This is a genomic window from Streptomyces olindensis (assembly GCF_040645895.1).
GTDB classification, from domain to species: domain Bacteria; phylum Actinomycetota; class Actinomycetes; order Streptomycetales; family Streptomycetaceae; genus Streptomyces; species Streptomyces olindensis.
The window spans coordinates 201,267-225,231 of sequence record NZ_JBEYZD010000001.1 but is presented as its reverse complement, the minus strand read 5'-3'; the positions used below and the strand labels follow the sequence as shown (position 1 = coordinate 225,231).

At 72.1% G+C, this 23,965-nt stretch carries 19 protein-coding genes and 4 pseudogenes; 12 read left to right on the top strand and 11 right to left on the bottom strand.

The features are described from left to right. Positions 1-17: 17 nt before the first annotated feature. Positions 18-1,190: a 3-deoxy-7-phosphoheptulonate synthase gene (locus ABZ948_RS01020; protein WP_359756073.1), complete on the bottom strand. Its 1,173-nt coding sequence runs from the start codon at positions 1,188-1,190 to the stop codon at positions 18-20. 29 nt (positions 1,191-1,219) lie between these two features. After that, positions 1,220-1,708, bottom strand: coding sequence for a PhzA/PhzB family protein (locus ABZ948_RS01015; protein ID WP_359756072.1), 489 nt, complete (start codon positions 1,706-1,708; stop codon positions 1,220-1,222). 370 nt (positions 1,709-2,078) lie between these two features. Here ABZ948_RS01015 and ABZ948_RS01010 point away from each other — a divergent pair, with 370 nt between their 5' ends. From ABZ948_RS01010 to ABZ948_RS00990, 5 genes are all read left to right on the top strand, one after another. After that, positions 2,079-2,561 carry a helix-turn-helix domain-containing protein gene (locus tag ABZ948_RS01010; protein ID WP_359756071.1) on the top strand — a complete coding sequence of 161 codons (483 nt, stop codon included), beginning with the start codon at positions 2,079-2,081 and terminating at the stop codon, positions 2,559-2,561. Beyond that, complete coding sequence (locus tag ABZ948_RS01005) at positions 2,558-3,070, top strand: ImmA/IrrE family metallo-endopeptidase (RefSeq protein WP_359756069.1); 513 nt, start codon at positions 2,558-2,560, stop codon at positions 3,068-3,070. The genes ABZ948_RS01010 and ABZ948_RS01005 overlap by 4 nt, the downstream gene beginning before the upstream one ends. Beyond that, positions 3,067-4,299: an MAB_1171c family putative transporter gene (locus ABZ948_RS01000; protein WP_359756068.1), complete on the top strand. Its 1,233-nt coding sequence runs from the start codon at positions 3,067-3,069 to the stop codon at positions 4,297-4,299. Before ABZ948_RS01005 ends, ABZ948_RS01000 begins: the two co-directional genes overlap by 4 nt. 128 nt (positions 4,300-4,427) lie before the next feature. Next, positions 4,428-5,291, top strand: coding sequence for a hypothetical protein (locus ABZ948_RS00995; RefSeq protein ID WP_359756067.1), 864 nt, complete (start codon positions 4,428-4,430; stop codon positions 5,289-5,291). 260 nt (positions 5,292-5,551) lie between these two features. Then, positions 5,552-6,304 (top strand): response regulator, encoded by a 753-nt coding sequence (locus ABZ948_RS00990; RefSeq protein ID WP_359756065.1) that lies wholly within the window; start codon positions 5,552-5,554, stop codon positions 6,302-6,304. A 2-nt stretch (positions 6,305-6,306) separates the two neighbouring features. Here ABZ948_RS00990 and ABZ948_RS00985 read toward each other — a convergent pair whose 3' ends face one another. Next, positions 6,307-8,883 carry an AMP-binding protein gene (locus ABZ948_RS00985; protein WP_435857439.1) on the bottom strand — a complete coding sequence of 859 codons (2,577 nt, stop codon included), beginning with the start codon at positions 8,881-8,883 and terminating at the stop codon, positions 6,307-6,309. Positions 8,884-9,104: 221 nt separating this feature from the next. Here ABZ948_RS00985 and ABZ948_RS00980 point away from each other — a divergent pair, with 221 nt between their 5' ends. From ABZ948_RS00980 to ABZ948_RS00970, 3 genes are read left to right on the top strand one after another with little or no spacing between them, the layout of a single operon-like run. Then, positions 9,105-10,151, top strand: coding sequence for an iron ABC transporter substrate-binding protein (locus ABZ948_RS00980; RefSeq protein WP_359756062.1), 1,047 nt, complete (start codon positions 9,105-9,107; stop codon positions 10,149-10,151). A gap of 33 nt (positions 10,152-10,184) precedes the next feature. Continuing rightward, positions 10,185-11,786 carry an ABC transporter permease gene (locus ABZ948_RS00975; protein ID WP_359756061.1) on the top strand — a complete coding sequence of 534 codons (1,602 nt, stop codon included), beginning with the start codon at positions 10,185-10,187 and terminating at the stop codon, positions 11,784-11,786. Next, positions 11,783-12,835 (top strand): ABC transporter ATP-binding protein, encoded by a 1,053-nt coding sequence (locus tag ABZ948_RS00970; protein WP_359756059.1) that lies wholly within the window; start codon positions 11,783-11,785, stop codon positions 12,833-12,835. The genes ABZ948_RS00975 and ABZ948_RS00970 overlap by 4 nt, the downstream gene beginning before the upstream one ends. 12 nt (positions 12,836-12,847) lie before the next feature. On the opposite strand, the gene ABZ948_RS00965 is transcribed toward ABZ948_RS00970, so the two are convergent. Then, positions 12,848-13,084, bottom strand: coding sequence for a hypothetical protein (locus tag ABZ948_RS00965; protein ID WP_359756057.1), 237 nt, complete (start codon positions 13,082-13,084; stop codon positions 12,848-12,850). 10 nt (positions 13,085-13,094) lie between these two features. After that, positions 13,095-14,060 carry a TerC family protein gene (locus ABZ948_RS00960; RefSeq protein ID WP_359756056.1) on the bottom strand — a complete coding sequence of 322 codons (966 nt, stop codon included), beginning with the start codon at positions 14,058-14,060 and terminating at the stop codon, positions 13,095-13,097. Positions 14,061-14,281: 221 nt separating this feature from the next. Between ABZ948_RS00960 and ABZ948_RS00955 the strand changes: the two genes are divergently transcribed. Continuing rightward, the gene (locus tag ABZ948_RS00955; RefSeq protein ID WP_359756055.1) at positions 14,282-16,621 is read left to right on the top strand and encodes a bifunctional serine/threonine-protein kinase/ABC transporter substrate-binding protein; all 2,340 of its coding nucleotides are present in this window, start codon (positions 14,282-14,284) and stop codon (positions 16,619-16,621) included. Between the two features lie 30 nt (positions 16,622-16,651). Here ABZ948_RS00955 and ABZ948_RS00950 read toward each other — a convergent pair whose 3' ends face one another. Beyond that, positions 16,652-17,200, bottom strand: a complete 549-nt coding sequence (locus ABZ948_RS00950) for a DUF1360 domain-containing protein (RefSeq protein ID WP_359756053.1) — start codon at positions 17,198-17,200, stop codon at positions 16,652-16,654. After that, the gene (locus tag ABZ948_RS00945; RefSeq protein ID WP_359756052.1) at positions 17,178-18,158 is read right to left on the bottom strand and encodes a Rieske (2Fe-2S) protein; all 981 of its coding nucleotides are present in this window, start codon (positions 18,156-18,158) and stop codon (positions 17,178-17,180) included. The genes ABZ948_RS00950 and ABZ948_RS00945 overlap by 23 nt, the downstream gene beginning before the upstream one ends. Positions 18,159-18,427: 269 nt before the next feature. Between ABZ948_RS00945 and ABZ948_RS00940 the strand changes: the two are divergent. After that, a pseudogene (locus ABZ948_RS00940) lies at positions 18,428-20,140 on the top strand (ATP-binding cassette domain-containing protein); the annotation flags it as partial. Positions 20,141-20,200: 60 nt separating this feature from the next. On the opposite strand, the pseudogene ABZ948_RS00935 reads toward ABZ948_RS00940, so the two are convergent. Further along, a pseudogene (locus ABZ948_RS00935) lies at positions 20,201-20,500 on the bottom strand (hypothetical protein); the annotation flags it as partial. Here ABZ948_RS00935 and ABZ948_RS00930 point away from each other — a divergent pair. Continuing rightward, the gene (locus ABZ948_RS00930) at positions 20,390-20,623 is read left to right on the top strand and encodes a hypothetical protein (RefSeq protein WP_359756051.1); all 234 of its coding nucleotides are present in this window, start codon (positions 20,390-20,392) and stop codon (positions 20,621-20,623) included. The pseudogene ABZ948_RS00935 and the gene ABZ948_RS00930 sit on opposite strands and share 111 nt — an antisense overlap. Positions 20,624-20,817: 194 nt before the next feature. Here the strand turns inward: ABZ948_RS00930 and ABZ948_RS00925 are convergent, their stop codons facing one another. Beyond that, on the bottom strand, positions 20,818-22,143 hold the full coding sequence (locus ABZ948_RS00925; RefSeq protein ID WP_435857442.1) for a phosphatase PAP2 family protein: 1,326 nt from the start codon (positions 22,141-22,143) through the stop codon (positions 20,818-20,820). A gap of 160 nt (positions 22,144-22,303) precedes the next feature. After that, positions 22,304-22,540, bottom strand: a pseudogene (locus ABZ948_RS00920) (LysR family transcriptional regulator); the annotation flags it as partial. Between ABZ948_RS00920 and ABZ948_RS00915 the strand changes: the two are divergent. Further along, positions 22,529-22,789 (top strand): annotated as a pseudogene (locus ABZ948_RS00915) (EamA family transporter); the annotation flags it as partial. The pseudogenes ABZ948_RS00920 and ABZ948_RS00915 sit on opposite strands and share 12 nt — an antisense overlap. Before the next feature lie 98 nt (positions 22,790-22,887). On the opposite strand, the gene ABZ948_RS00910 reads toward ABZ948_RS00915, so the two are convergent. After that, positions 22,888-23,961, bottom strand: a complete 1,074-nt coding sequence (locus ABZ948_RS00910) for a LacI family DNA-binding transcriptional regulator (RefSeq protein ID WP_359756047.1) — start codon at positions 23,959-23,961, stop codon at positions 22,888-22,890. Positions 23,962-23,965 lie beyond the last annotated feature (4 nt).

The following is a 23,965-nucleotide window of genomic DNA, read 5'->3' as shown; positions in this document are numbered from 1 at the left end:
TCCTCGCGCGTCGGGGTTCAGGAGTTCCAGACGGACAGCACCGAAACGGCCTGACGGGGGTTGAGGCGCGGGTCGCACAGGCTCGTGTACTTGTCGCCGACCCGGTCCAGGTCGGCCTCGGCCGAGATGCACTCGGTGACGTCGTCGGGGGTGGTCTCCAGGTGCACGCCGCCGCAGGTGCCTCCCATGGCGGTGACGATCTCCTGGAAGCGCGCCACTTCCTCCGAGATCGCCGTGACCCGGCGGGTCTTGGTGCCGCCCGGCGCCGTGACCGTGTTGCCGTGCATGGGATCGGTGAGCCAGATGACGGGGTGTCCCGCGCCGCGCACGGCTGCCACGAGGGGAGGCAGGCACGCGGCGACCCGGTCGGATCCCATGCGTGCGATGAGGGTGAGCCGGCCCGGCTCGCGCAGCGGATCGAGCCGTCGGCACAGGGCGAGGAGTTCGTCCGGGGTGGTGCGGGGCCCGACCTTGCACGCCACCGGGTTGATCACGCGGGAGAGCAGGGCGACGTGGGCACCGTCGACCTGGCGGGTGCGTTCTCCGATCCAGGGCCAGTGGGTGGAGCCGAGGAACAGGCGGCCCTCGTCGTCCTCGCGGAGCAGGGGCAGTTCGTAGTCGAGCAGGAGTGCCTCGTGGCTCGTCCAGACCGGCGGCGCCATGAGGGGGTCCTCGGCGGGCCGCCGCCAGCCGAGGTGTCCCATGATCTCCTCGGCGGCCCGGTAGCCGGCCAGGAGACGGCGCGGGTCGGGGCGCCTCGCGTCCGGATCGGGTTCGGGGGCGTTGACCAGGTGGCCGCGGTAGGAGGTGACCTCCCAGCCGTTCAGGGTCTCGGTGGGGCGGGAGCGGGGCTTCGCGAACTGGCCGGCGATGCGCCCGGCCCGCACGACGGGCTTGGCCGTGCTCAGCCGCAGGGTCCCGGCCAGCACCTCCAGGAGGGCCGCCTTGCGCGCGACGTCGCCGTGCGTGCGTTCGCCGGGGTCTTCGGCGCAGTCTCCGGCCTGCACCACCAGGGCCTCCCCGGCGGCGACCCGGGCGAGCAGTGCGCGCAGGGTGAGGAGGTCTGCGGGGCGTACGAGTGGGGGGCGGCCGGCCAGTTCCGACCGTGTGCGGTCCGCTTCCAGGGGGTCGGGCCACTCGGGCTGCTGTAACGCCTCGAGGCCGCGGATGTCACTCAGGACTTCCTGCACAGGGGTCTCCAGACAGCGACGGGACGAGGTCAGGTGGGGATGCCCGCGCGCTTGATCTCCGGTACGGGGATACCGAGTGCGCGCAGCTGCTCGAACGGGTTCATGAACTCGCGCTGCCGTTTGATCTTCCCGTCCGCCAGCTCGAAGGAGTGCAGGAAGTGGTTCTCGTAGTAGCCCTCGGGATAGCCGTCGAAGAGGATCTTCCCGTGCCCGTCGCACTCCACCCACAGGTGGTTGGGGTCCTGCGTCTCGAAGATCTGGACGTTGTACCACTCCCAGTCGGGGAAGCACCGCAGGGACCACACCGCGTGCTCGGCGAGCCTGTCGCGGCCGGTGATGGCGATGGGCGCCCCGGTGTCGGTGGTCCACAGACCGCCGACGCCGTCCTCCGTGAACAACAGGTGCCGCTCCAGCCGGTCCTTGCCCTTGGTGTTCATGTACCGCTCGACCGTCGCCCGGTTGAGCCGGCGGAGTTCTTGCCGGTCGGTGAAGCCCTGGGACTGCGCGACGTCCGACATACGTGTCCTCCAACGGGTGAGGGGAAAGGAATGCGGGGGTGGCGCCGTGCACTAGAGGTGCGGAGGGACGGGACGGCCCGACCGGCGGCGGAGGAGCGTCGACGGCCACACTCGTGTGGCTGGGCCACAGCCGCTGATCTGCTGCGCTGTGGCTCACCGACCTCGCCCCACCGGCCGATACACCTGGCCCTTGGTACGACTTGAGGGCCACGAGGCTGTCCAACTCGCTGACGCTGAACGCTAGGAGAGCCGCCGAGGCGTTGTCAACTGACATGGACAGCGATCAACTTGGGTCTCCACACTAGTGGAGAGCTATGCTGGCAGCCATTGCGGGGGAAGGGCCGAGGACCAAGAGAAGAGAGGGGCAGCCATGACTGACACGGCTCCCGACACCGCTCCCACCTTCGCCGACCGGCTGAACCACCTGTTCCGCACGGTCGCACCCGCCGGGCGAGGGCCGTACAGCACGGACGAGGTCGCCCGTGTCATCTCGGCCAGTGGCGTATCGATCTCCAGCAGCTACATCTGGCTGCTCCGCAACGGACAGCGGAACAACCCGACGCTGCGTCACATCGGCGCTCTGGCCAAGTTCTTCGGCGTGCCGCCGGCGTACTTCTTCGACGACCAAGTGGCCGAAGAGGTCGACGCCGAGCTCGAATACCTGGTTTCCCTCCGCGATGCCGGCGTCCAGCGGATCGCGCTGCGGGCGGCCGGACTGTCACCCGAGAGCCTTCAGTCGATCAGTGACATCATCGAGCGGATCAGGGACCTCGAAGGCCTTCCGAAGGACGCCGGCGGCGACGGCGACAGCGACAAAAGTCTGCGTAAACCCCCCACGGAAGAGCTTGAATGAACCTGCGTCGACGTTGCGAGAAGATAGTTCGTAGTATCGACATATCCGAGCCGCTCCCTATCGCAGATCTCTGCAGAAAAGTCAGCGAACAGACCGGTCGCCCGATCTTATTACAGGAGATGTCCCTTCCTGCGGGCTCCCCCAGCGGCTTATGGCTGTCGACAGGGAAAATCGACTACATCTTCCATGACAGCCGCGCGAGTCAATTGCACAAGGACCATGTCATCGCACATGAACTGGGACACATCCTGTGCGACCACCGGTGCGACAACGACATCGCGGAACTGACCTCCCGATTGATGCCGAATCTCGCGCCGGAGATGATTCTGCGCGTACTGCACCGGTCCCGTTATGACGCGGTGGAGGAGCAGGAAGCCGAGATCATCGCTTCGCTCCTGATGTACCGGACGAAGCGCCGCCGGGACGAGGCCGGCAGAACCGACACCCCGGTCCACATGATCAGGCGCATCGAGAGGACTCTCCTCCGGAACCGGCGGACCTCGTCGTGATCACCTTTCTGCACGTGTTCTGCAGCGTCGCGGCGTGGATCGGCTTCTGCTACATGCTGAATTCCTACCGCCGCAACAGGGACGATCCGGCGCTCCGCTACCTCTGCGTCACGTTCGCACTGTCCGGGACGAGCTTCACGCTTCTGATCCCCGCGGTCTGGATACGCCTGGACTCCTTGATCGGCGTTCCCAACATCACCGCCCTGCTGGCCTCGAGCGGCGTCACCTGCCTCGTCTTCGGCCAGCAGATCACCCTCCAGTACTGGAACCATCCGCCGGCCGTCGCCCGCAGGAAGGCCCGGACCCGGATCGCCCTGTGCGGTCTCACACTGGCGGCGACGACGATCCTCTTCGCCAACCTCGAACCGTCGATCCGGCATCCCGAGGACTTCAGCGTCTACGAGGGCCACTCCGCCTACTACTTCACCTACCTGCTGATCTACATAGGCGTCTACACGAGCGGCGAGGTCATCATCGCCCGTACGTCGTGGAAAAGCGCCAAGGAGACGGAGAACCCGCACCTGAGGGCCGGCCTCCAATTCCTCGCGGCAGGCGCAACCCTGACACTCGGATACAGCGCGATCCGATTGGGAAACCTCTTCGGATCACTGTTCGGGCTCGATTTCCCGCACCGCAACGAGTTGTCCTGGCTGTTCGGAAACACCGGGGCGTTCCTCACCATCGTGGGTTTCACCTTCCCCGGCTGGGCGCCCCGCCTGCAGTCCGCGTACGACTGGTGCGTGCGGTTCCTCGCCTATCACCGCCTCTACTCGCTGTGGGCGACGATGCACCGGGCCGTGCCGGAGATCGCGCTCTCGCCGCCCGGTCGCAGGATCCACGACTTCACGACCGTCAGGGAGCTGGAGTACCGCCTCTACCGACGCGTGATCGAGATCAGGGACGGGCAACTCGCCCTGCTTCCGCACGCCGATTGCACCGCGGTCCTCCGGGCGGAGGCGTTCGCCCGGAAGTCCGGCCTGAGCGAGGGCGCCGTCCGGTCCGTCACGGCCGCCGTCGCCATCAGTACGGCCCTGGACCGCCTGCCGACGGAGCAGCCCTCCTGTTCCGACTTGCGGCTGCCTGGAACCACGGGTTCCGCCGATTCGGACCTGGACAGCGAAGTCGCGGAATTGCTCGCCACGTGGTGTGAGTTGCGGTTGCTGATCCCCTCCGGCGGCGGGCGCGGGACATCCGGTCCCGCACGGCCGCTCGATCGCACCCACCACTGATTGAATTGCCAACGGCTGCGCAGCATTGGCGTTCATTCCCGTGGCGGAAGATACTGGAGACAGCACGCTCACTCAAAGGCGCCGGTGCCTCGTTCGAATTGACATCCGCAGTCAATTGAAACCGGAAAATGACCATGATCGATCTCGGCTTCGTGGGCCCCAGCCGGCCTGCCAACGATTACGCGTTCGTGGATGTCACCGACGGCGACACCCCGAAGATAGAAATGGCGATCCGCATGGTCTCCATCGAGACCCCGGAAAGCGAGTTCGGCGGTTCGCCCGCCACCGCCCAGGCCGCTCTGGAGCGCACCAAGGCGCGCCTGCTGGACGGCACCTACGACGCGCTGCCGCAGGACCTGCGGGACTATCTCGTCTCCCGGATCACCCCCGACGCCGCGCAGCGGCACCAGGCGGCGGGCGAGGCGGCGACGCGGGCGCACGAGGACATGGTGGCCACGCGCCTGACCCGCCCCGACGGCTCGCAGCGCAAGATGGCCGTGATCGCGACCGGCGAGCTCGTCGAGAGGAACGGACGTCTGCTGGCCTACACCGCGCCCTGGTTCAGCGGCAGCGCGACCGATCCGCTGCCGCCGCGCGACGACCCGCGCCGGCGCACGTTCAACCTGGACATGGTGGCGCTGGGCTGGGCGGCCACCTTCGTCATCTACCCCTCCATCCCGCCCACCTCCGACCTCAACCTGCTGCTGGACGAGGCGGAGGCGGCGTGGACACAGCAGCTCGGCGCCTGGGCGCAGTTCGGAGAGGACCTGCTGCTGGGATACGAGTACCGGGCCTGCATCAAGCTCGGTGCCCGAGAGGTGCCCGATCCGGCCAAGACGATCGGACAGGCCTACCAGCGGGTGTGCGTGGACCTGCGGAACCTGACCGAAGTGGGCCTGTACGGCTACCACCGCGTGCCGCCCCACCAGCGGCTGTGGATCTGGGAGGACGACCTGGAGCAGGCGCGCAAGGACCTTCCGATCACACCGTGAGCGCAAAGAGCTTTGCGTCCTGAATGAGCTCAACTGTTCAGTGACGGCGGCGCGGCGGAACCATGGGTGCATCGCCTGGACCACCCGCCCGGTTTCCCGGACAGCACCGGGGCGGGTGCGTCCGGGCCTCGCCGTCCGCCGTGTGGGGATTTCGCGCTTATTGCGCCCGGGGCCGGCTCTTGCCGGGGGCGAGTTTCGCCGCCTACGGTCGTCCGGGCCGCCGCCTGCCGGTCGGTTCACCGGCGAACGATGGGGATCCCATGCTGACACTGGACGTACTGGTGGTGGACGACGACTACCGGGTGGCCCAGATCAACGCGGCCTACGTCAGCAGGGTCCCGGGCTTCCGGGTCGCGGGCCGGGCGCACACGGCCGCGCAGGCGCAGAGCTTCCTCGAACACCCCGGAGAACAGACCGAAGGACGGACCGAAGGACGGACCGGGGCGGGCATCGACCTCGTCCTGCTGGACCACTACCTGCCGGACGGGTCCGGACTGTCGCTGGTGCGGCGGCTGCGGGAACGCGGGCTGCACACGGACGTGATCATGGTGACGGCGGCGCGGGACGTCGCCACCGTCCAGGCGGCGATGCGCCACGGCGCGCTGCAGTACCTGGTCAAGCCGTTCGCCTTCGCCGGGCTGCGCGCCAAGCTCGAGGGTTACGCCGCACTGCGCCGCGCCCTCGCCGACGGCGGCCAGGCCGAACAGCACGAGGTGGACCGCATCTTCGGCGCGTTCGGCGCCGCCACGGCGGACGCGTCCCCGCTGCCGAAGGGCCACTCCGCGCCCACCGCCGACCTGGTGCGGGAGGTGCTGCGGGCGGCCGGGGGCCCGCTGGCGGCGCACGACGTGGCGGCGCGGGCCGGCGTCAGCCGCCAGACGGCGCGCCGCTACCTGAAGCTGATGGAGCGCGCGGGCCGGGTCCGCATGAGCCTGCGCTACGGCGAGAAGGGCCGCCCCGAGCACCTGTACAGCTGGACGGCCCCGCAAGGGCAGCCCGCTCGGACCGACTGACCTCACCCCGGGCGCCGACGACGGGAAAGGAGCCTGCTCGTCAGGCGCGTCGCCACCGCGCCGTACGCCACACCGAAGACGAGGGAGGCCAGCAGGGCCAGCGCCGGGGAGTGGTCCCGCAGGTGCGGGTAGACGTGGAAGTGCGTCAGGTAGATGTACAGCGAGCTGCCCGCCAGGATGCCCGCGAGCCGGTTGAGCGGACGGAGGCCCGGCAGGGACGGGACCCACATCAGCAGGGCCAGTCCGCCCACGACGATCGCGGTGCGCAGGGTCTGCCCGTCGGGGAACAGCCCCGGCAGGGCGGCCGCCAGGACGCCGGTCAGCAGCAGCCGCTGCCCCGCTGTGCGGGCCCGTGCGGCCGCCCAGCCCAGGGCGAACAGGAAGAACACGACGGTGGGGCTGAGGTGGTAGCGGACGTGGGCGAGGTTCCAGGGGTCGTACCGCCCGACGAGCCCCAGGGCCACCAGTGCCAGGGCGAAGCCGAAGGGGCTGCGCCGTTCCGCGCGGTCGAGCAGCGGGATCGCCAGCAGGACCGCCAGTGCGCTCAGGAAGTAGACCAGCGCCTCGACGAACCAGTAACGCCACTCCGGGTCGGAACCGTCCTGTGCGAAGAGGCTGTTGGCCAGCACGAGGTTGGCCGGGTCGTAGTCGCTGGTGAGCAGCAGCATGAAGGCCAGCCACACCACGCTCGGTAGCGCGATGCGGGCGATGCCGCGCCACAGTCTGCGCAGGCGCTCCCGGCGCTCGTGCGCGGAGAGCTGGAAGCGGGCGAAGTTGAACCCGGCGACACCGAGCAGGACATGGGCGCCTCCCTGGACGGTGAGGACGGGGATGTGCGAGCTGACGATGAGGACGATGCCGATCGCCCGCAGGGCGATGCCGGTCTCCAGGTCGTGCCGGAGCCCGCGCCGCGGCCCGGCGCTCCCGGCCGGGTGCCGCGCCGCGGCGTGGCGGCGCAGCTCCCGGATCGGCGTGGTGTGCCAGTCGGGGGGCAGCGTGCCCAGTGCCTGCTCCAGCCGCAGCGACATCTCGACGTAGGAGAGGGAGTCGCCGCCCAGGCTCACGAAGCTGCTGTCCCCGGTGACGTCGGCGCGGTCGAGAATCAGGGCGTAGAGGGAGCGGAGGTCGTCGGTGCCGGTGTCGGGCAGCGGCACCTGTGCCTCGCGCGCCTGCCGTCGTACGGCCGCGTAGTCGGGTTTGCCCGTGGCGAGCCGCGGGAGTTCGGGCACCGTCCGCACGCGTATCGCGTGGGGCGGGAGACCGCAGCCGTCGGCCACCAGACGCCGGATCCCCGTCGCGTCGACGCCGTCGGTGGGGGCCGCGAGCACGGCCAGCGCGTCGTCGTCCCCGGCGCACAGGGCGGGGACGCCGTGTGCGTCCAGGATCGCCTCGACGCGCTGCGGGTCTATGCGTAGTCCCAGGATCTTGGTGAACCGGCTGCGGCGCCCCACGATCTCGTACAGCCCGTCGGGCGCGCGGCGGGCGATGTCCCCGGTGTGCAGCTCCTCCATCGTGCGCCCGAGGGCCAGGTCGGCCGGGCTCTCGGCGTAGCCGAGCATGACGTTGGGTCCCGAGTAGACCAGTTCGCCGACGCCCGGCTCGTCGATGCCGTCCACCGGGCTGATGCGGAAGGAGCCGCCGGGGATCGGCACGCCGACGGCCTGCGGGCGCTCCGCCGCGAGCGCCGGGGGGAGGTACGCCATGCGGGCCGTCGCCTCGGTCTGCCCGTACATGACGAACAGCTCCCAGCCCGCGCGGCGGCCCGACTCGGCGTACCGGGCGACCCGTTCGGGGGGCAGGCGGCCTCCCGCCTGCGTCACGTACCGCAGGTGGGGCAGCCGCATCTGTTCGAAGCCGACCCGGTCGAGCAGGTCGAAGGTGTACGGCACGCCGGCGAGGGAGGTGCCGCGGGCGGCGCGGAACTCGTCCCAGAAGGCGGCGTCGGACACCGACCGTTCGGTGAGCAGCAGCCCGGCTCCGCGCAGCAGGTGACTGTGGATGACGGACAGGCCGTAGCAGTAGTGCATGGGGAGGGTGGTGGCCGCGCGGTCGGCCGCGGAGATGCCCAGGTAGGTGGCGATGGACTCGGCGTTGGCCTGGAGGTTGTCGTGGGAGAGCCGGACCAGTTTGGGTGAGCCGGTCGATCCGGAGGTGCTGAGCAGCAGCGCGAGATCCGGGTGGAGGGTGTGGGCGCTCTCGCGTCGGCGTTCGTCGAGCGGGCAGGCGCCGTGGCCGTCCGGCCGCGCGACGACGTCCGGGTCGTAGGCGGCGGTCAGGGCGTCGACGGTGCCGTCGCTGTCGCCGGGGACGAGCAGGACCGGGTGGCCGGCTACGAGAGCGGCGAGGTGGACGACCAGGGCCTCGGCCCGGTTGGCCCCGGCCAGCAGGACCAGGCGGCGTGTGGGGCCGAGGCGTTCGGCGGTGGCGGCGACGCGTTCGGCGAGCGCGCGGTAGGTGACCTCGCCCGATGGCGTGATCATTGCGGTGCGGTCGCCGTGGGACGCGAGGTGACGCGCGAACGGAACTCCTCGCCGCCGTACGGGCGGTGGCGGGAACGTGACCGGTGCGGTGGGTGCCATGTGCGCGGTGAACTGGGCAGAGAGGGGCCGGGAAGGGTCGATCACGGGCGCATGACCTTTCTGCGGCAGCGTCCGCACTGAACACAGGCACCTTGACGGTTAGGCAAGCTTTACCTTATTCATAGCATGTTCACAGTTGGCTGGAAAGCATCGCTTCGCCGCTCGCCGCCCGACGACGCGACCCGCGGCGTACCGGCGAGCCACGCAGGAAGGCACACCACATGCGACGCCCCTCGGCTCGCCGGATCACCGCGCTCGTCACGGCCGGCCTGCTCCTCCCCGTCCTCGCCGCCTGCGGCTCCGGGAACGACAAGGGCGGTTCCCCGGAGGCCGGCGACTCCGCCCTCGTCATCTACTCCGGCCGCAACGAGAAGCTCGTCAAGCCGATCCTCGACAAGCTGGAGAAGGCCGTCGGCGCCAAGGTCGAGGTGCGCTACGGCGACAGCGCCGAACTCGCCGCGCAGCTCCTGGAGGAGGGGGAGCGCACCAAGGCGGGGCTGTTCTTCTCGCAGGACGCCGGTGCCCTCGGTGCCCTGTCCAAGGAGGGCATGCTGGCCAAGCTGCCCTCCTCCAGCCTCGACGCGGTCGACGAGGCGTACCGCGGGGGTGCGGGCGACTGGGTGGGCCTGTCCGGACGCGTCCGCGTCATCGCCTACAACCCGGACAAGGTCGCCGAGGACGAGGCCCCGGACAGCGTCCACGACGTGGTCCGGCCCGAGTGGAAGGGCAAGGTCGGCTTCGCCCCGACCAACGCCTCCTTCCAGGCGTTCGTCACCGGCATGCGCGTCCTGGAGGGCGACGACGCCACCCGCGAGTGGCTCAAGGGCCTGAAGGCCAACGGCAGGACCTACGCCAACAACCTCGCCACCCTCGACGCCGTGGAGTCCGGCGAGGTCGAACTCGGCCTGGTCAACCACTACTACTGGTACGAGCGGGTCGCCGAGAAGGGCGAGGACGAGGTCAACGCCAAGCTCAACTTCCTGCCCGGCAAGGACCCCGGCGCACTGATCAATGTGGCCGGCGTCGGCATCCTCAAGGACAGCGACCAGGCCGGGACCGCCCAGAAGGCCGTCGACTACCTGCTGTCCGAGGAGGCGCAGACCTACTTCGCCGACAAGACCAAGGAGTACCCGCTGGCCGCGGGTGTCACCAGCGACGTCGAGGGCCTGCCGCCGTTCGACTCCCTCCAGTCCCCCGACATCGACCTCGGCAAGCTCGACTCCCTCCAGGAGACGCTGGCCATGCTCCAGGACGTCGGACTGGTCTGAGGACATGAGCCCGACGGACACCGTGAGCCCGACGTGACCCCGACGGAATCCGCGGCCCGCCCGGCCGGAGCGCCCGCTCCCGCCGGGCGCCGGCGCTTCCGCCCCGCGCTCGGGACGCCCGCCGGCCCCGGCCGCAGACCCTCTCCGGTCCTGCTCGTCCCGGCCTGCGTCGCCGCTCTGTTCGCCCTGCTGCCCCTCGGCTACCTCGCTGTCCGCGCCCTCGAACGCGGCCCGGGCTACGCCTGGGAGGTCGTCGCCGACGAACGCACCCTGCACCTCCTCGCCCGCAGTCTCGGCCTGACGGCGGCGGTCGTGGCGGCGTGCCTGGTCCTCGGCGTCTCCCTGGCCTGGCTGACCGTGCGGACCGACCTGCCGGGAGCGCGCGCGTGGTCGGTGCTGGCCACCCTGCCGCTGGCCGTGCCCAGTTACGTCGCCGCGTTCGCCTGGCTGGCCGCCGTACCGGAGAGCGGCGGCTTCACGGGGGCCGCGCTCGCCCTCACCCTGGTCAGCTTCCCCTACGTCCATCTGCCGGTCGCCGCCGCGCTGCGCGGCATCGACCCGGCGCAGGAGGAGGCCGCCCGTTCCCTCGGCCACGGCCCCGTGCGGACGTTCCTGCGCGTGACGCTCCCGCAGGTGCGCCCGGCCGCCGCGGGCGGCGCGCTGCTCGTCGCCCTGTACGTGCTCTCCGACTTCGGCGCGGTGTCGCTGATGCGGTACGACACGTTCACCCGGGCCATCCACACCTCCTACCGCGCCTCCTTCGACCGCACCCCGGCCGCCGCGCTGAGTGTCGTGCTGGTGGTGATGACGGTGACGCTGGTCGCCGCCGAGGCCCGCACCCGGGGACGCGCCGGGCACTCCAGGACGGGCGGCGGCACGGCCCGCCCGGCCGTCCGGCTGCCACTGGGCCGCCTGCGGATCCCCGCCCTCGCCTGGTGCGCGGCGGTGGTGGCCGTCGCCGTGGCCTTTCCGCTGGGGACCCTCGGCTACTGGCTGGCCGTCGGCAGTTCGGCGACGTGGGACCTCGCCACGCTCGCCGGGGCCGCCTGGGCGACGCTCGGGGTCGCCGCGGCCGGCGCCGCCCTGACCACGCTCCTGGCGCTGCCCGTCGGGGTGATCGCCGCGCGGTACCGGGGGCGCGGCCCGCGGCTGCTGGAACAGGCCGCCTACGCGGGCCACGCCCTGCCCGGCATCACCGTCGCGCTGTCCCTGGTCTTCTTCGCGGTGCGCTACGCCTACCCCCTCTACCAGCGGCTCCCCCTGCTCATCGGCGCCTACGTCGTGCTGTTCCTGCCGGTCGCGGTGGCCGCGACCCGGGCCGCCGTCCTTCAGGCACCGCCCGTACTGGAGGACGTGGCCCGCTCCTTGGGCAGGTCGCCCCTGCGTGTGCTGCGCGAGGTGACCGTGCCGCTGGCCGCGCCGGGTGTGGCGGCCGGCGCCGCACTGACCTTCGTGGTCTGCATGAAGGAACTGCCGGCCACGCTGCTGTTGCGCCCCACCGGCATGGACACCCTGGCCACGCGGCTGTGGACCGAGACCGGAGCGGGGTCCTTCGCGGCCGCCGCGCCCTACGCCGCCGCGCTCATCGTCCTCGCCGCCGTCCCCTCCTACCTCCTGGGCAGGCACCGCACATGAACGACCGCCACAACGACCTGCGCGTCGAAGGGCTGGCCAAGTCCTACGGGCCCGAAGCCCCGGTCCTGCGCGGCCTGGACCTCACCGTGCCGGGCGGGGCGCTGGCCGCCGTGCTCGGACCCTCGGGCTGCGGCAAGACCACCCTGCTGCGCGTCGTCGCCGGGTTCCTGCGCGCCGACGCGGGCACGGTCGCGCTGGGCGGACGCACCCTCGTCGGCCCAGGGGTCCAACTGCCGCCGGAGCGGCGTCGCATCGGGATCGTGCCGCAGGAGGGTGCGCTCTTCCCGCATCTGAGCGTGGCCCGCAACGTCGCCTTCGGGCTGACGGGGACGGACCGGGACGAGCGGCGCCGCAGGACGGAGGAGATGCTCGACCTCGTCGGGCTCTCCGGATACGGCGACCGCATGCCCCACGAGCTGTCGGGGGGACAGCAGCAGCGCGTCGCACTGGCCAGGGCCCTCGCCCCACGCCCCGGGCTCGTCCTGCTCGACGAACCGTTCAACGCCCTCGACAGCGCGCTGCGCGCCGGGATCCGGGCGGATGTCCGGGCCGCGCTGCGGGCGACCGGGGCCACGGCGCTGCTGGTCACCCACGACCAGCAGGAGGCGCTCTCCACCGCCGACGTCGTCGCCGTCGTACGGCAGGGCCGCATCGCCCAGTGCGACACCCCGCAGGATCTGTACCGGCGCCCGGCCGATCCCTGGGTCGCCGGTTTCGTCGGCGACGCCGTCCTCCTGCCCGGCACGGTCGGCGACGGCGGTGCCACGGCCACCACCCCGCTGGGCACCGTGGCGTTGACCGCACCGGCCGACCCGGGACGCACCGGCACGCTGGTGCTGCGCCCCGAGCAACTGCGGCTGACCGACGCCGGGGCGGCGGTGCGGGCCACGGTGACCGACGTCTGCTTCTACGGCCACGACGCCAAGGTCACCGTGACCGTCGAGGGCCTCGACACCCCGGTGGACGTCCGCGTCACGGGACCACTGCCCGTCGGACCCGGCCGGCGGACCGGGATCCACGTCACCGGCGAGGCAACGCTCCACCCGTAGGCGAAGCCGTGGTCAGTCGTGCTTCCAGCCGGTGAGGTGCTGCCAGGTCGCGCCGCGCACCGACGTGACCGGCACCCGTTCCGGTACGTAGTGCTCGCACCGCTGGTTGTGGCAGGGGCCCGCGACCCAGACGGGGACGAAGACGCCCATGGTCTTGTGCCGTTCCATCACGGCGTCCACCGGCTGCTTGCACGAGCGGCAGACGTACCGGGGACGGGAGGCCGCTCTCCGCTCCTTCTCGCTGCTCATGGCCGCTATTTTAATCCTGCTTTAGGGGTATTTGGGAGTCCTTTGACGGCGGGCGCAGCATGCTGAGCGCGATGGAGACGGCCAGGACCGTGGCGATGACGGCGAGGCTGATCGGCGAGGGGATCTCGGGCACGTCGGAGCTGATGATCTCGTGGGACGCCTGCAGGATGAGCTTGACGCCGATGAAGGACAGGATCAGCGCGAGGCCCTTGCTGAGGTAGTGGAAGCGGTCCAGCAGGCCGGCGAGCATGAAGTACAGCGCCCGCAGGCCGAGGATGGCGAAGGCGTTGCTGGTGTAGACGATGAAGGCGTCACTGCTGACGGCCAGCACCGCGGGCACGCTGTCCACGGCGAAGACGAGGTCGGCGGCCTCGATCGCGGCGACCACGGCGAGCAGCGGGGTGGCGACGCGTCTGCCGGCCTCCCGTACGAAGAAGTGGGTGCCGGCGTACTCGTCCCGTACGGGGATGACCTTGCGCAGCAGGCGTACGGCGATGCTCTTGCCGGGGTCGAAGCTCTCGTCCTCCTCCTTGAGGATCTTGTACGTGCTGTAGAAGAGGATGGCGGCGAAGACGAACAGGACGGCGGTGAAGCGGCTGACCACCGCCACCCCGGCGGCGAGGAAGAGCCCCCGGAAGACGAGGGCGCCGAGGACCCCGAGGAAGAGCACCCGGTGCTGGTAGGCGCGGGGCACCCGGAAGTAGCCGAAGATCAGGGCGAAGACGAAGAGGTTGTCCACCGACAGGCTCTTCTCCAGCAGCCACGCGGTGGTGTACTCGACACCGGCGGTGGTGCCCACCACGAGGAAGACGACGGCGCCGAAGAGGATCGCCAGCCCCACCCACACCCCGCTCCAGGCGGCGGCCTCCTTGAATCCGATGACGTGGGCCTGCCGGTGCGCCAGCAGATCGACGGCCAGCGACACCAGCACGGTGACGGCGAACACCAGCCACAGCCACAACGGCACATCATGCACAGCCCGCCCTCGCAGACCCGGTCGACCGGAAGACGCTTGCTCCTCCTTCGAGTCTGGAGGGCGCGGCAGCGGTTGTCTCCTCGGCCGCACGCGGGACGGCGTACACGCGCCGCGGGCCTCGCACCGGCCGGCCCGTGCCGCTTCACCTGAAGGTGTGCTGATCGGGGCCGGACGCCGAGAAGGCGGGAACCGGGAGCCGTCGGCGCCGCTACGTTGGCGAGGTGCGGCGGATCGGGGAGTTCACCGTGGAACGGCGCCTCGGCGCCGGCGGGATGGGAGTGGTGTACCTCGCGCGCACCCCCGCCGGGCGGCGCGTGGCGCTGAAGGTGATCCGGCCGGAGTACGCGGACGAGCCGCACTTCCGTGCCCGGTTCCGGCGCGAGGTGGCGGCGGCCCGCAAGGTCAGCGGGGCCTTCACGGCGCCCGTGGTGGACGCCGACCCGGACGGTGACCCGCCCTGGCTGGCCACCCAGTACGTCGCCGGGGACTCCCTGGAGGCCCGGGTGCGCTCCGGCGGGCCGCTGCCCGTGGCCGACGTGGTCCGGCTGGCGGGGCAGCTGGCGGAGGCGCTGCGCGACATCCACCGGCAGGGGATCGTGCACCGGGACCTGAAACCGGCGAACGTCCTGCTCGCCGACGACGGCGTCCGGGTCATCGACTTCGGCATCGCCCGTTCCGTCGTCCAGAGCCGTGCGCTGACCCGCAGCGGCGCGATGGTGGGCACCCCGGCCTTCATGGCGCCCGAGCAGCTGATCGCGGCCCAGGCGGTCTCCCCTGCGACGGACGTGTTCGCGCTCGGTGGCGTGCTGGCCTTCGCCGCGTCGGGCCGGAGCCCCTTCGAGGACCCCGAGGCGGCGGGCCTGGAGCCGATCGCGGTCGCCTTCGCGGTGGTGCACCAGGAGCCGGACCTGACCGGCGTCCCCGGCCTGCTGCGCGCGCTGGTGTCGCGCTGTCTGGCCAAGGACCCCGCCCGGCGGCCCGGCCTGGAGGACGTGCTCCGCCTGGCGGCCGGGGCCGAGCAGGGCCTCGGTGAGGCCGACAGCGTGCGCACACGGCCGCGCCGGCGGACCGGGCGCGCGATGGCCGCCGCGCTGGCTCTGCTGACCGCCCTGTTCCTCGCGGGTGACGTGCCCCCGTCGACGCCGTCGGCCGCGCTGCCCTGCGCCGAGGGCCTGACCGCCCTCGGTGAGGGCCGGATGCGCAGGTGCGTGGGTCTGCTGGACGCGGAGGCGTCACCCGCGCGGCTGCGTTCCTCGTCGAGCGGGGCCGTCTCACCGGTGCTGGAGCGGATCGCCGCGGAGAACCGGCGGGTCGTCGCGGCCGCCGCGAAGCCGGGCGGGCGGCCGTTCGTGTCGATGGTGTACCTGACGCCCATCACCCAGGAGTTCGACGGCAGCGGCGCGATGGAGGCGGTCCGGCGCGATCTGGAGGGCGCGCACCTCGCCCAGCTCAGGACCAACGGCAGACTCGGCGTCCGGCAGGACGGCGCCGCGGTGCGGCTGCTGTTCGGCCACACCGGCGGCACCGCCGAGCAGCGCAACCACGCGGTCGGGCAGGTGCTCGGAGCCCGGCGCGCCCAGCGGATCGTGGCGGCGCTCGGCCTGGGCGGCAGCACCGCCTCCAGCCAGGACATGGTGGAGGAGCTGACGGCGGGCGGCCTCCCCGCGTTCGGCTCGGTCCTCACGGCCGACTCCTGGGCCGCCGTTCCCGGGCTGGCCCGCGTCGCGCCCACCAACGCCGACCAGGCGGCGGCCGCCGTACAGCATCTGTCGGCCGGTGAACTCGCCGACGCGCGGATCCTGTTCGTGCAGGACGTGGCCCCCGGTGACCAGTACACGAGCACCCTCGCCCAGCAGTTCCGCGCCCGGATACCGGCGGACCGGCTCGTCCGGGCGGAACCGACGCTGTTCGACTCCTCGCGGTCCGGCGCGGGCGACTTCCGCGCCCGGCTCGCGGATGTGTGCGCGGTGCGGCCGGACGTCGTCTACTTCGCCGGCCGCGGCACGACGCTGCCGCGGCTCCTCACGGTCCTCGCCGCGCGGTCGTGCAAGGGCCACAGGATCACCGTGATGTCGGGTGACGACACCATGATGATCAGGCACACGAACGGCTTCGGCGCGCGGGATCTGGCCGACGTGCTCGGCAAGGGGCGCATCGACCTGCTCCACACCGGGCTCGCCCACCCCCGCGCGTGGGAGGCGACACCGCAGGCCTTCGACCTGAAACTCGCCGCGCCCTTCCGCGACGGCACGTTCACCGACACGTTCGGGCACGGCGACCTGGAGGACGGCCGGGCCGTCATGATGTACGACGCCCTGCTGACGGCGGCCCGGGCGGTCCGGGAGACTCCCGCGGTGCCGCATCCGACGGTCACCGACGTCCACCGGACCCTCGCCCGGCTGCGGGAGAAGGGTCCGCTGCCGGGCGCGAGCGGCTGGATCGCCCTCGGCAGCGACGGCGCCCCCAGGGACAAGGCCATCCCCGTCCTCCGCATCGCCCCGGACGGCCGCACGACCGCCGTCACGGTCACCTCGGCCGACGGCAGGCCGACCCGCGGCTGAGCAGAACACCGACCGGCACCGGGCCGGCGGTCAGTCGCGGGTCGTCCGGTCCATCAGCGCCCCGTACGCCAGCTGCAGCGCGTCCGCACCGGCGAGGGCGGTGAGCGTGCCCATGGCGGTGCGTGTCGCGCGGGGCCAGAGCAGCCGGCCGGCGGTCAGCGCCGACGCCACCCAGACGCTCATGCAGAACGGGCAGGTGGCGAGTTCGCCGACGGTGTGCCTGCCCTGCTCGGGCCGGGCCTCCTCGTGGAGCTCGGCGGGTCCCTGCGGGCCGGCGTACCGCGTGAAGGGGGCGCGCAGCGGGCTGGTCACGGCTGCCTTGCTCAGCAGCCGGCTGAGCCGGAAGGTGGCCACCGAGGTCAGCACGACGTCCCACGGCTCGGGCCGCTCGGGCAGCGGGCGCCCGCTCAGCCGTACCGCCGTGCCCCAGGCCGCCGTGAACGTCGCGAAGCCCGCCAGGGCCGCGAGATAGCCGCCCAGCGGCCGGTCGTGCCCGGCCGAGTAGCTCCGCTCGGTGCGCCGGAGCAGCCCGCGCAGCCGCCGTGCCCGGCCGCTGTCAGCCACGGGCGTCGTGTCCATGAGCAGCACCAGATCCCGTTCCGCTCCCCAGCCCGGCCAGGTCCCGGCCCTTCCCCGCCCGCTCTCCCCCGTCCTGGTGGCGCAGGCGCACCTCGACCTCGCCGCCCGTGATCCGGGTGTCGAAGGAGGGCTGCGGGGCGGTGGCGGGGCCGCGTACGTTCCAGCCGTCGGAGAGACGGAAGACGCTGCCGTGCCACGGGCACTGGACGCATCCGTCGGCGACGGTGCCCTCGGCGAGCGGTCCCGCGAGGTGGCTGCACCGCTCGGCCAGCGCGTGGATCTCCCCGCCGCTCTCGCGCACGACCAGCACCGGCACGTCGTCCACGCTGCGCCGCACCGGCTGCCCGGCCGGGAACTCGTCCACGGTTCCGATCCGGTGCCAGCCCTCCGAGACGACGTGCGGAACCTCCTCGGCGTGGTTGGCGCCGGAGGCCTGCCGGTAGGCCAGGTGGCCGCCGAGCAGGCCGCCGATCCCCACCGCCGTGAGCCCCAGGAAGCCGTAGGCCCGGCCCGCGGTCTCGCGTCCCCTGGCACGGCTGGCGAGCGAGGCGGCGTAGAGGCCGACGGCCGCCGTGTTGGACAGGGCGTGCACCAGCCCGACGCGCTGCTGCTGGGGGTGCAGGTCGGCCCAGTCGACCCAGCCGGCCAGGGCCGTGGGAGCGACGGCGGCCAGCCCGACGCCGACCAGCACGCCCGACTCGCGGGAGTGGCCGGGCCGCAGGTCGAGGACGGCCGCCGACAGCCAGCTGCCGATCGGCACCTGCACCATCAGCGGGTGCACGGGATGCCCCAGCCACCGGCCGTGCAGCAGGTCCCGGCCGCGCCCGAGCGGCAGGGCGCGCACGCCCTTGCGCAGCGTGTCGATCACCGCGTCGGCCCTGGGCTCGCGCTCCAGGCGGTCCAGCAGCCACAGGACCCGGTTCTGCCGCAGCAGGCGGCGGCGTGCCATCACGTTCATGCCCGCCCGGGTCCCCACCAGCGAAGACGGCAAACGGCAGGGCGGGGAAACCTCATCCGCCCCACCGGTTTCGAGCATCCGCGATTCGGCCAACCCCGCGGTGCCCGGGACCGGCCTCAGCAGGGTGCCGCGTCCGCCGGTCCCTTGCGCGGCAAGGGTCTCAGCACGTCCGGAATCGACCGCGTTCGATTCCGGCACCGTGTCGTTAGGCCGTGCACCGCCGGGCCGTCCGGGCGCGGCACGGACCTCCAGGAGGGACGCAGGTGACTGTGACCGACGCCTCGACCGCTGACGAGAAGACGCCACCCCCTCCCCCGCCCGCGACCCTCGCCTTCGGGGGGAAGCACGGCGAGAACCCGCTGGCAGGAGCCAGTTTCGGCGCCATGTGCCGGCGTCTGCCGTCGGTGCTCGGGCACACCGCACGGATGGCGTGGGCCGTCGACCGGCGCGGTGTGCTGCTGCTTCTGGTGTGCCAGCTCCTCACCGGCATCGCGGCTGCCGTCGTCCTCGCGTTCACCGCCGAGGCCATGACGCACGTCCTCGGCGGCGGCTCCGTTCCCGAACGTCTGCACGGCGCGCTGCCCGCCCTGATCGTGGTGACGGCGGCCGCGGCCGTCGGCCGGGTCAGCGGTGCTCTGTCCTCGTACGCCGACGGCCGGATCACCCCGCTGCTGACGACCGAGGCGGACATCGCCCTGGTCGCCGCCGTCTGCCGGGTGGAGACCTCCGCCTACGGCGAGGACGGCTTCGCCGACCGGCAGGAAGCCGCCGAGGTGGGTGTCACGCGCACCCGGCTGATGGTCCAGGACGCCCAGCGGTTCATGTCCGCGCTGATCCGCATGATCGCCGCGAGCGGGGTCATCACCGCTCTGCACCCGCTGATGCTGCCCCTGCTCCTCCTGGCCGTCCTGCCGGCCGGTGCCGGAGCCGTGCTGTCCGCGCGGGTCGACTACGAGACGCACTACCTCAACGTCGGCGACCGCAATGTGCGGTCGATGATGCGCTGGTGGGCCACCTACTCCCGCTTCGGCGACGAGGTCCGCGCCAACGGCATGACCGGCTACCTCGTCTACTGGTACCGCGCGCTGTCCGACCGCATCGACCGGCGCACCCTCACCGCCGCTCCGCGCCGGCTGCGCATCGTCCTGACGACCAGCGCCCTGGGCGGGGTCTTCCTGCTGTGCACCTGGGCCACCCTCGCCTGGCTGGCGGCCGGCGGCCGGGTCGCGCTGCCGGTCGCCGCCACCGCCGTCGTCGCCGTGCAGACCACGCTCGGGGCGCTCGGCCAGTTCGTCATCCACGGCGCGGCGATGTTCCACACCTCGCTCTACCTGGCGGACATGCGGGCGTTCCTCGACATGGCCGCCGAACGCGCCCCGCGGCGGGGGCGTTCGACCATTCCGGAGCGCGTGGACGAGATCCGTCTGGACGAGGTCGTGTACCAGTACCCGGGCAAGGAGGAGCCGGCCGTCGCGGGCGTGTCGCTCACCCTGCGCCGGGGGGAGATCCTGGCGATCGTCGGCGAGAACGGCTCGGGCAAGTCCACCCTCGCCAAGCTCATCACCGGCATCCTCCTCGCCGACAAGGGGCGTGTGCTGTGGGACGGCGTCGACCTCGCCCAGGCCGACCCGGACGCCGTGTGGAAGCGGACCGCGCTCGTCCCGCAGAACTTCGCGTGCTGGCCGCTGCGCACCCGGGAGAACATCACGCTGGGGCAGCCGAAGACCTTCGACGACGGGCCGGTGTGGGACGTCGTCGACGCCGTCGGCATGCGGGAGGCGATCGAGAAGCTGCCCCAGCAGCTCGACACCCTGCTCGCCAAGGAGTTGTGGGGCGGTGCGGAACTCTCCGGCGGGCAGTGGCAGCGCCTGGTGTGCGGGCGGGCCCTGTACCGCCGGACGCCGCTGCTGATCCTGGACGAGCCGACCTCGCAGATGGACGCCCGCGGTGAGCACGGGATCTTCCTGGAGATCAAGAGGATCCGGTGCCAGGCGGAACAGCGCGTAGCTGAACAGCGGTCCACGGGCCAGGTCCATGGGCCGGTCGAGATCGGCGGAGATCCACGCGCGGGCGGCCGCCTCCGGGTCGGGTTCGTCGCCGACGTCGACGATCGGGAGGGACCAGGCGAGCCGGCGCTCCAGCAGCTGCACGGGGCCGTCCTCGCCGGGCACCGGCCGCACCCGTAACGCGTCGGTCTCGGCCACGACCCGGCGCAGCGACGCCTCGAAGAGGTGCGGATCGAGGGGTCCGCGGATGTCCAGGTACTCCCCCAGGCGCAGGGCCGGGCCCAGGTCCGGGGAGTGCTGCTCGGCGAGCCAGACCTCGCGCTGGCCCGCGGTCACGGGGAGGGTCTCGACCGGCGCATCGGCTGCGCGGTCCGGGGTCTGCGCGGGGTCACCGGCATGCTGTGCGGGAAGCTGACGACGAGACAACGAGGAACCTCCTGTGCGGCCGGCGCCCCCTGATCACGACCGGCCTTCGCCAGATCACCCATCGTGCCAGTTACCAGGGCATTCTCCGCGTCCGGAGCAAAAGAGCCACCCGAAGGAATGACGCGGGGCCGCGCGCCACGGAAAAGGGGCGCCGGAACCGGCGGGATACCGGTCGGGCGCCCCTCTCGGGGAGGTGCGGCCGTGGCCCACCTGGATCGCCTGATGGCCTATGGGACGGCCGTCAGTTCGGGCTGCGACGACGGGCGCTGCGCCGCCGCGGCTTCCGGTTCCCATGTCCGGGTGGTGCGCAGGTAGCCGTAGACGACGGAGGCCATCGCGAGGATGAGGAGCGGCCCGAACAGCCACGGGTACGTGGCCATTTCCAGGGACGCGTAGCGGTAGCAGAGCAGGAGCGCCGCGAAGACGGTGGTGCCGTAGGCGACCAGTTGGATCCCGGACCGGTCCCAGCCGCGGTCGAGCATGCGCATGGCCGCCTCGATGGTGTACGCGAACACGACGCCGGCGACGAGGTCCACGCCGTAGTGGTAGCCGAATCCCAGGGTCGCGGTGAGCGTGGCGATCAGCCAGAACGTGCCGGCGAAGCGCAGCGCCCGCGGGCCCTTGCGGGAGTGGATGAAGATGGCGGTGGCCCATGCCGTGTGCAGGCTGGGCATGCAGTTGCGCGGGGTGATCTCGTCGAACGGCATGGCGTGCGGGGTGGCGATCGACGGGGGCGTGTCCGGCCACAGGTTGGCCAGCGCCCAGTGCCCGCCGTCGGCGCCGAAGGCGAAGATCGGCCCGACCACGGGGAAGATCATGTAGATGCCCGGCCCGAGGAGGCCGATCACCAGGAAGGTGCGCACGATGTGGTGGCCCGGGAAACGGCGTTCGACCGCCACGTTCCGCAGCTGGTACAGCGCGACGACGACCGCGGCCACCGCGAGCTGGGCGTAGACGTAGTCGAGGAGATGGGCGCCGACCGGGCCGGTTGCCCTGACCATCCGGCCCACCAGCCAGGACGGGTTGCCCAGTGCGTGGTCGGCGTTCGCCAGGTACTGGTCGAGCACCGTCACCCGGGTCTCCGAGGTGATGAGCAGCCAGGTGTCGCCGGTCTTGCGGCCGGTCACCAGCAGCAGGCCCAGCCCGACGCCCTTCAGCAGCAACAGGCGTTCCCGGCCGGTGCGGCGCGTGACGGCGAACACCGCGACGCCGAGGATGACCCACAGCGCGCCGTTGCCGAAGGGGTGTCCGCCGTTCAGGTCGGCACCGACCGCCCACCGCACCAGCAGGAACACCGCGTCGATGCCGACGGCGGCGCCGACCGCGATCCAGCGCTGCCGCCAGTCGAGCACGACCATCATCAACGCCATGCTGGCGTACAGCAGGAAGCCCGACTTGGGCGCGACGATCACTTCCTGCGCCTGATGGACCATCGGCCCCGGCAGGCCGTAGCGGCGGGCGGTGATCTCCAGCGCGATGAGGAATCCGAGAGTCACCACCCCCGCGGCGCTCCACAGCACCGCCCGTGGCCGTTGCCGGACGACGAGCGGGATTCTGCATCTTATGCGCGAGGATATCCGCGATGATTTAGATATCAAGTCTTCTGCCGATTTGTTAGTTTTTCAGTTTGATCATCTGTTCGAGCATGTTATCGGAGTGGTACCAGCGGATTTCGATTCTCGCCAGATCGACGTGATGGGCGGGCCGTTGGCGTCAGCCGTCGCGATAGAGCGCGGTGAGCAGTTCGATCGCCGACTGGGCGGCCGGGTGGGGATCGTCCCGCCACCAGGCGAGGCGTACGGCGACGGGTTCCGCGTCGCGCACCGGGCGGTAGACGATGCCGGGGCGCCGGTACTGATGGGCGGTGGACTCCGCGGTCATGCCGACGCAGCGGCCCGTGGCGATCACGGTGAGCCAGTCGTCGACGCCGTGCGTCTCCTCGTCCTCCGGCAGCCGCCGACCGCGCAGGCCGTCGGCTGTGCCGTCGCCGCGGGTGTCCTGTCCTCCGCCGTGCCGTACCTGGCGGACCTGTTCACCCTGCGTACCGTGCCGCCCCAGGCGTTCGGGCTCTTCATGAGCGTCGACCCCGTGCTCGCCGCTCTGGTGGGCTGGATCGGCCTCGGCCAGGACCTGGGCCGGACGGAGTGGGCGAGCATCGCCGCCATCGTGCTCGCCAACGCGCTCAGCGTCCTCGTGCGGGGTGACCGGCCCGGCCGGGCCACGGGACCGGCTTGCGGTCCTGCGAGCCGTCGGCGGACGCGCGCTGCGGGATCGGTGGCGCTCCCCGGTGGCGCCGGTCAGGAGGACCCCGGTGTCCTTGAGGGACTCGAACTCGCGGCAGCCGTCGGAGGTGCGGTGGAGGCGCGGACGACGAGTTCGACCGGCGGATCGTTCGCCGGCGCCGGCTCGGCGTCCGGTTTCTCGACGGCCTGCAGCAGGAGCCGGAGCCCTTCCCTCGCCACGGCGTCGAACGGCTGGCGCACGGTGGTCAGCGGCGGTGTGACGTAGGCGGCGACGGGGATGTCGTCGAAGCCGACCACGCTCACGTCGTCCGGCACGCGCAGCCCGGCCTCCGTCAGCGCGCGGATCACGCCGATGGCCATGTCGTCGTTGGCGGCGAAGACCGCGGTGCAGTCACCCCTGGACGCCAGCTCGCGGCCCGCCGCCCAGCCGGACGCGGCCGACCAGTCGCCGCGGAGCACGGGCGGCTGCCGCCTGCCGCGCGCCGACAGCGCCGCACGCCAGCCCTCCAGACGGTCCCGGGCGGCGAACCACCGTTGCGGGCCGGCGAGGTGATGGACCGTGGCATGCCCGAGGTCCAGCAGGTGCTCGGTCGCCGCCCGGGCCAGCGGCTCCGCCCCGACCCCTGCGGACACGGCCCGGGGGCCGCCGAACGCCGCGGGCGCGCCGAGGACGAGGACCGGCACGTGGACGTCGAGACCGGCCGCTCCCTCGTCGATCGGCTCGGAGACGACGATGCCGTCCACGCCCTGTTCGAGGAGCGACTCGACGGCGCCGGCGACGCCGCCCGGGTCGCCCTCCAGCGTGTTGACCACCCGGAGCGCGTAGCCGGCGTCCCGGGCGGCCCGCTCGACGCCGATGAGCAGCGAGGCCGGCCCGTACAGGGCGGTTCCGAGCGTGACGACGCCGATGGTGCGGGTGCGGCCCGAGGCCAGGGCCCGGGCCGCGCTGTTCAGCCGGTAACCGAGCTGTTCCGCGGCGTCGAGCACCCGGCGGCGTACGTCGGCGGAGACGTACGGTTCGCCGTTGAAGACCCGGGAGACCGTCTTCTGGGAGACGCCGGCCAGCCGTGCCACGTCCACGGCGCGCGGCGCGGCGGTCTTGCCGCCCTGTGCTCCGCCTCGCGTCATCGGT

What these genes read in the sequence shown, in the direction of transcription:
- ABZ948_RS01015 (WP_359756072.1), bottom strand. Translation starts at nt 1,708, where the DNA reads ATGTCGGACGTCGCGCAGTCCCAGGGCTTCACCGACCGGCAAGAACTC.
- ABZ948_RS01010 (WP_359756071.1), top strand. Translation starts at nt 2,079, where the DNA reads ATGACTGACACGGCTCCCGACACCGCTCCCACCTTCGCCGACCGGCTG.
- ABZ948_RS01005 (WP_359756069.1), top strand. Translation starts at nt 2,558, where the DNA reads ATGAACCTGCGTCGACGTTGCGAGAAGATAGTTCGTAGTATCGACATA.
- ABZ948_RS00995 (WP_359756067.1), top strand. Translation starts at nt 4,428, where the DNA reads ATGACCATGATCGATCTCGGCTTCGTGGGCCCCAGCCGGCCTGCCAAC.
- ABZ948_RS00990 (WP_359756065.1), top strand. Translation starts at nt 5,552, where the DNA reads ATGCTGACACTGGACGTACTGGTGGTGGACGACGACTACCGGGTGGCC.
- ABZ948_RS00985 (WP_435857439.1), bottom strand. Translation starts at nt 8,883, where the DNA reads ATGGCACCCACCGCACCGGTCACGTTCCCGCCACCGCCCGTACGGCGG.
- ABZ948_RS00980 (WP_359756062.1), top strand. Translation starts at nt 9,105, where the DNA reads ATGCGACGCCCCTCGGCTCGCCGGATCACCGCGCTCGTCACGGCCGGC.
- ABZ948_RS00970 (WP_359756059.1), top strand. Translation starts at nt 11,783, where the DNA reads ATGAACGACCGCCACAACGACCTGCGCGTCGAAGGGCTGGCCAAGTCC.
- ABZ948_RS00965 (WP_359756057.1), bottom strand. Translation starts at nt 13,084, where the DNA reads ATGAGCAGCGAGAAGGAGCGGAGAGCGGCCTCCCGTCCCCGGTACGTC.
- ABZ948_RS00950 (WP_359756053.1), bottom strand. Translation starts at nt 17,200, where the DNA reads ATGGACACGACGCCCGTGGCTGACAGCGGCCGGGCACGGCGGCTGCGC.
- ABZ948_RS00945 (WP_359756052.1), bottom strand. Translation starts at nt 18,158, where the DNA reads ATGAACGTGATGGCACGCCGCCGCCTGCTGCGGCAGAACCGGGTCCTG.
- ABZ948_RS00910 (WP_359756047.1), bottom strand. Translation starts at nt 23,961, where the DNA reads ATGACGCGAGGCGGAGCACAGGGCGGCAAGACCGCCGCGCCGCGCGCC.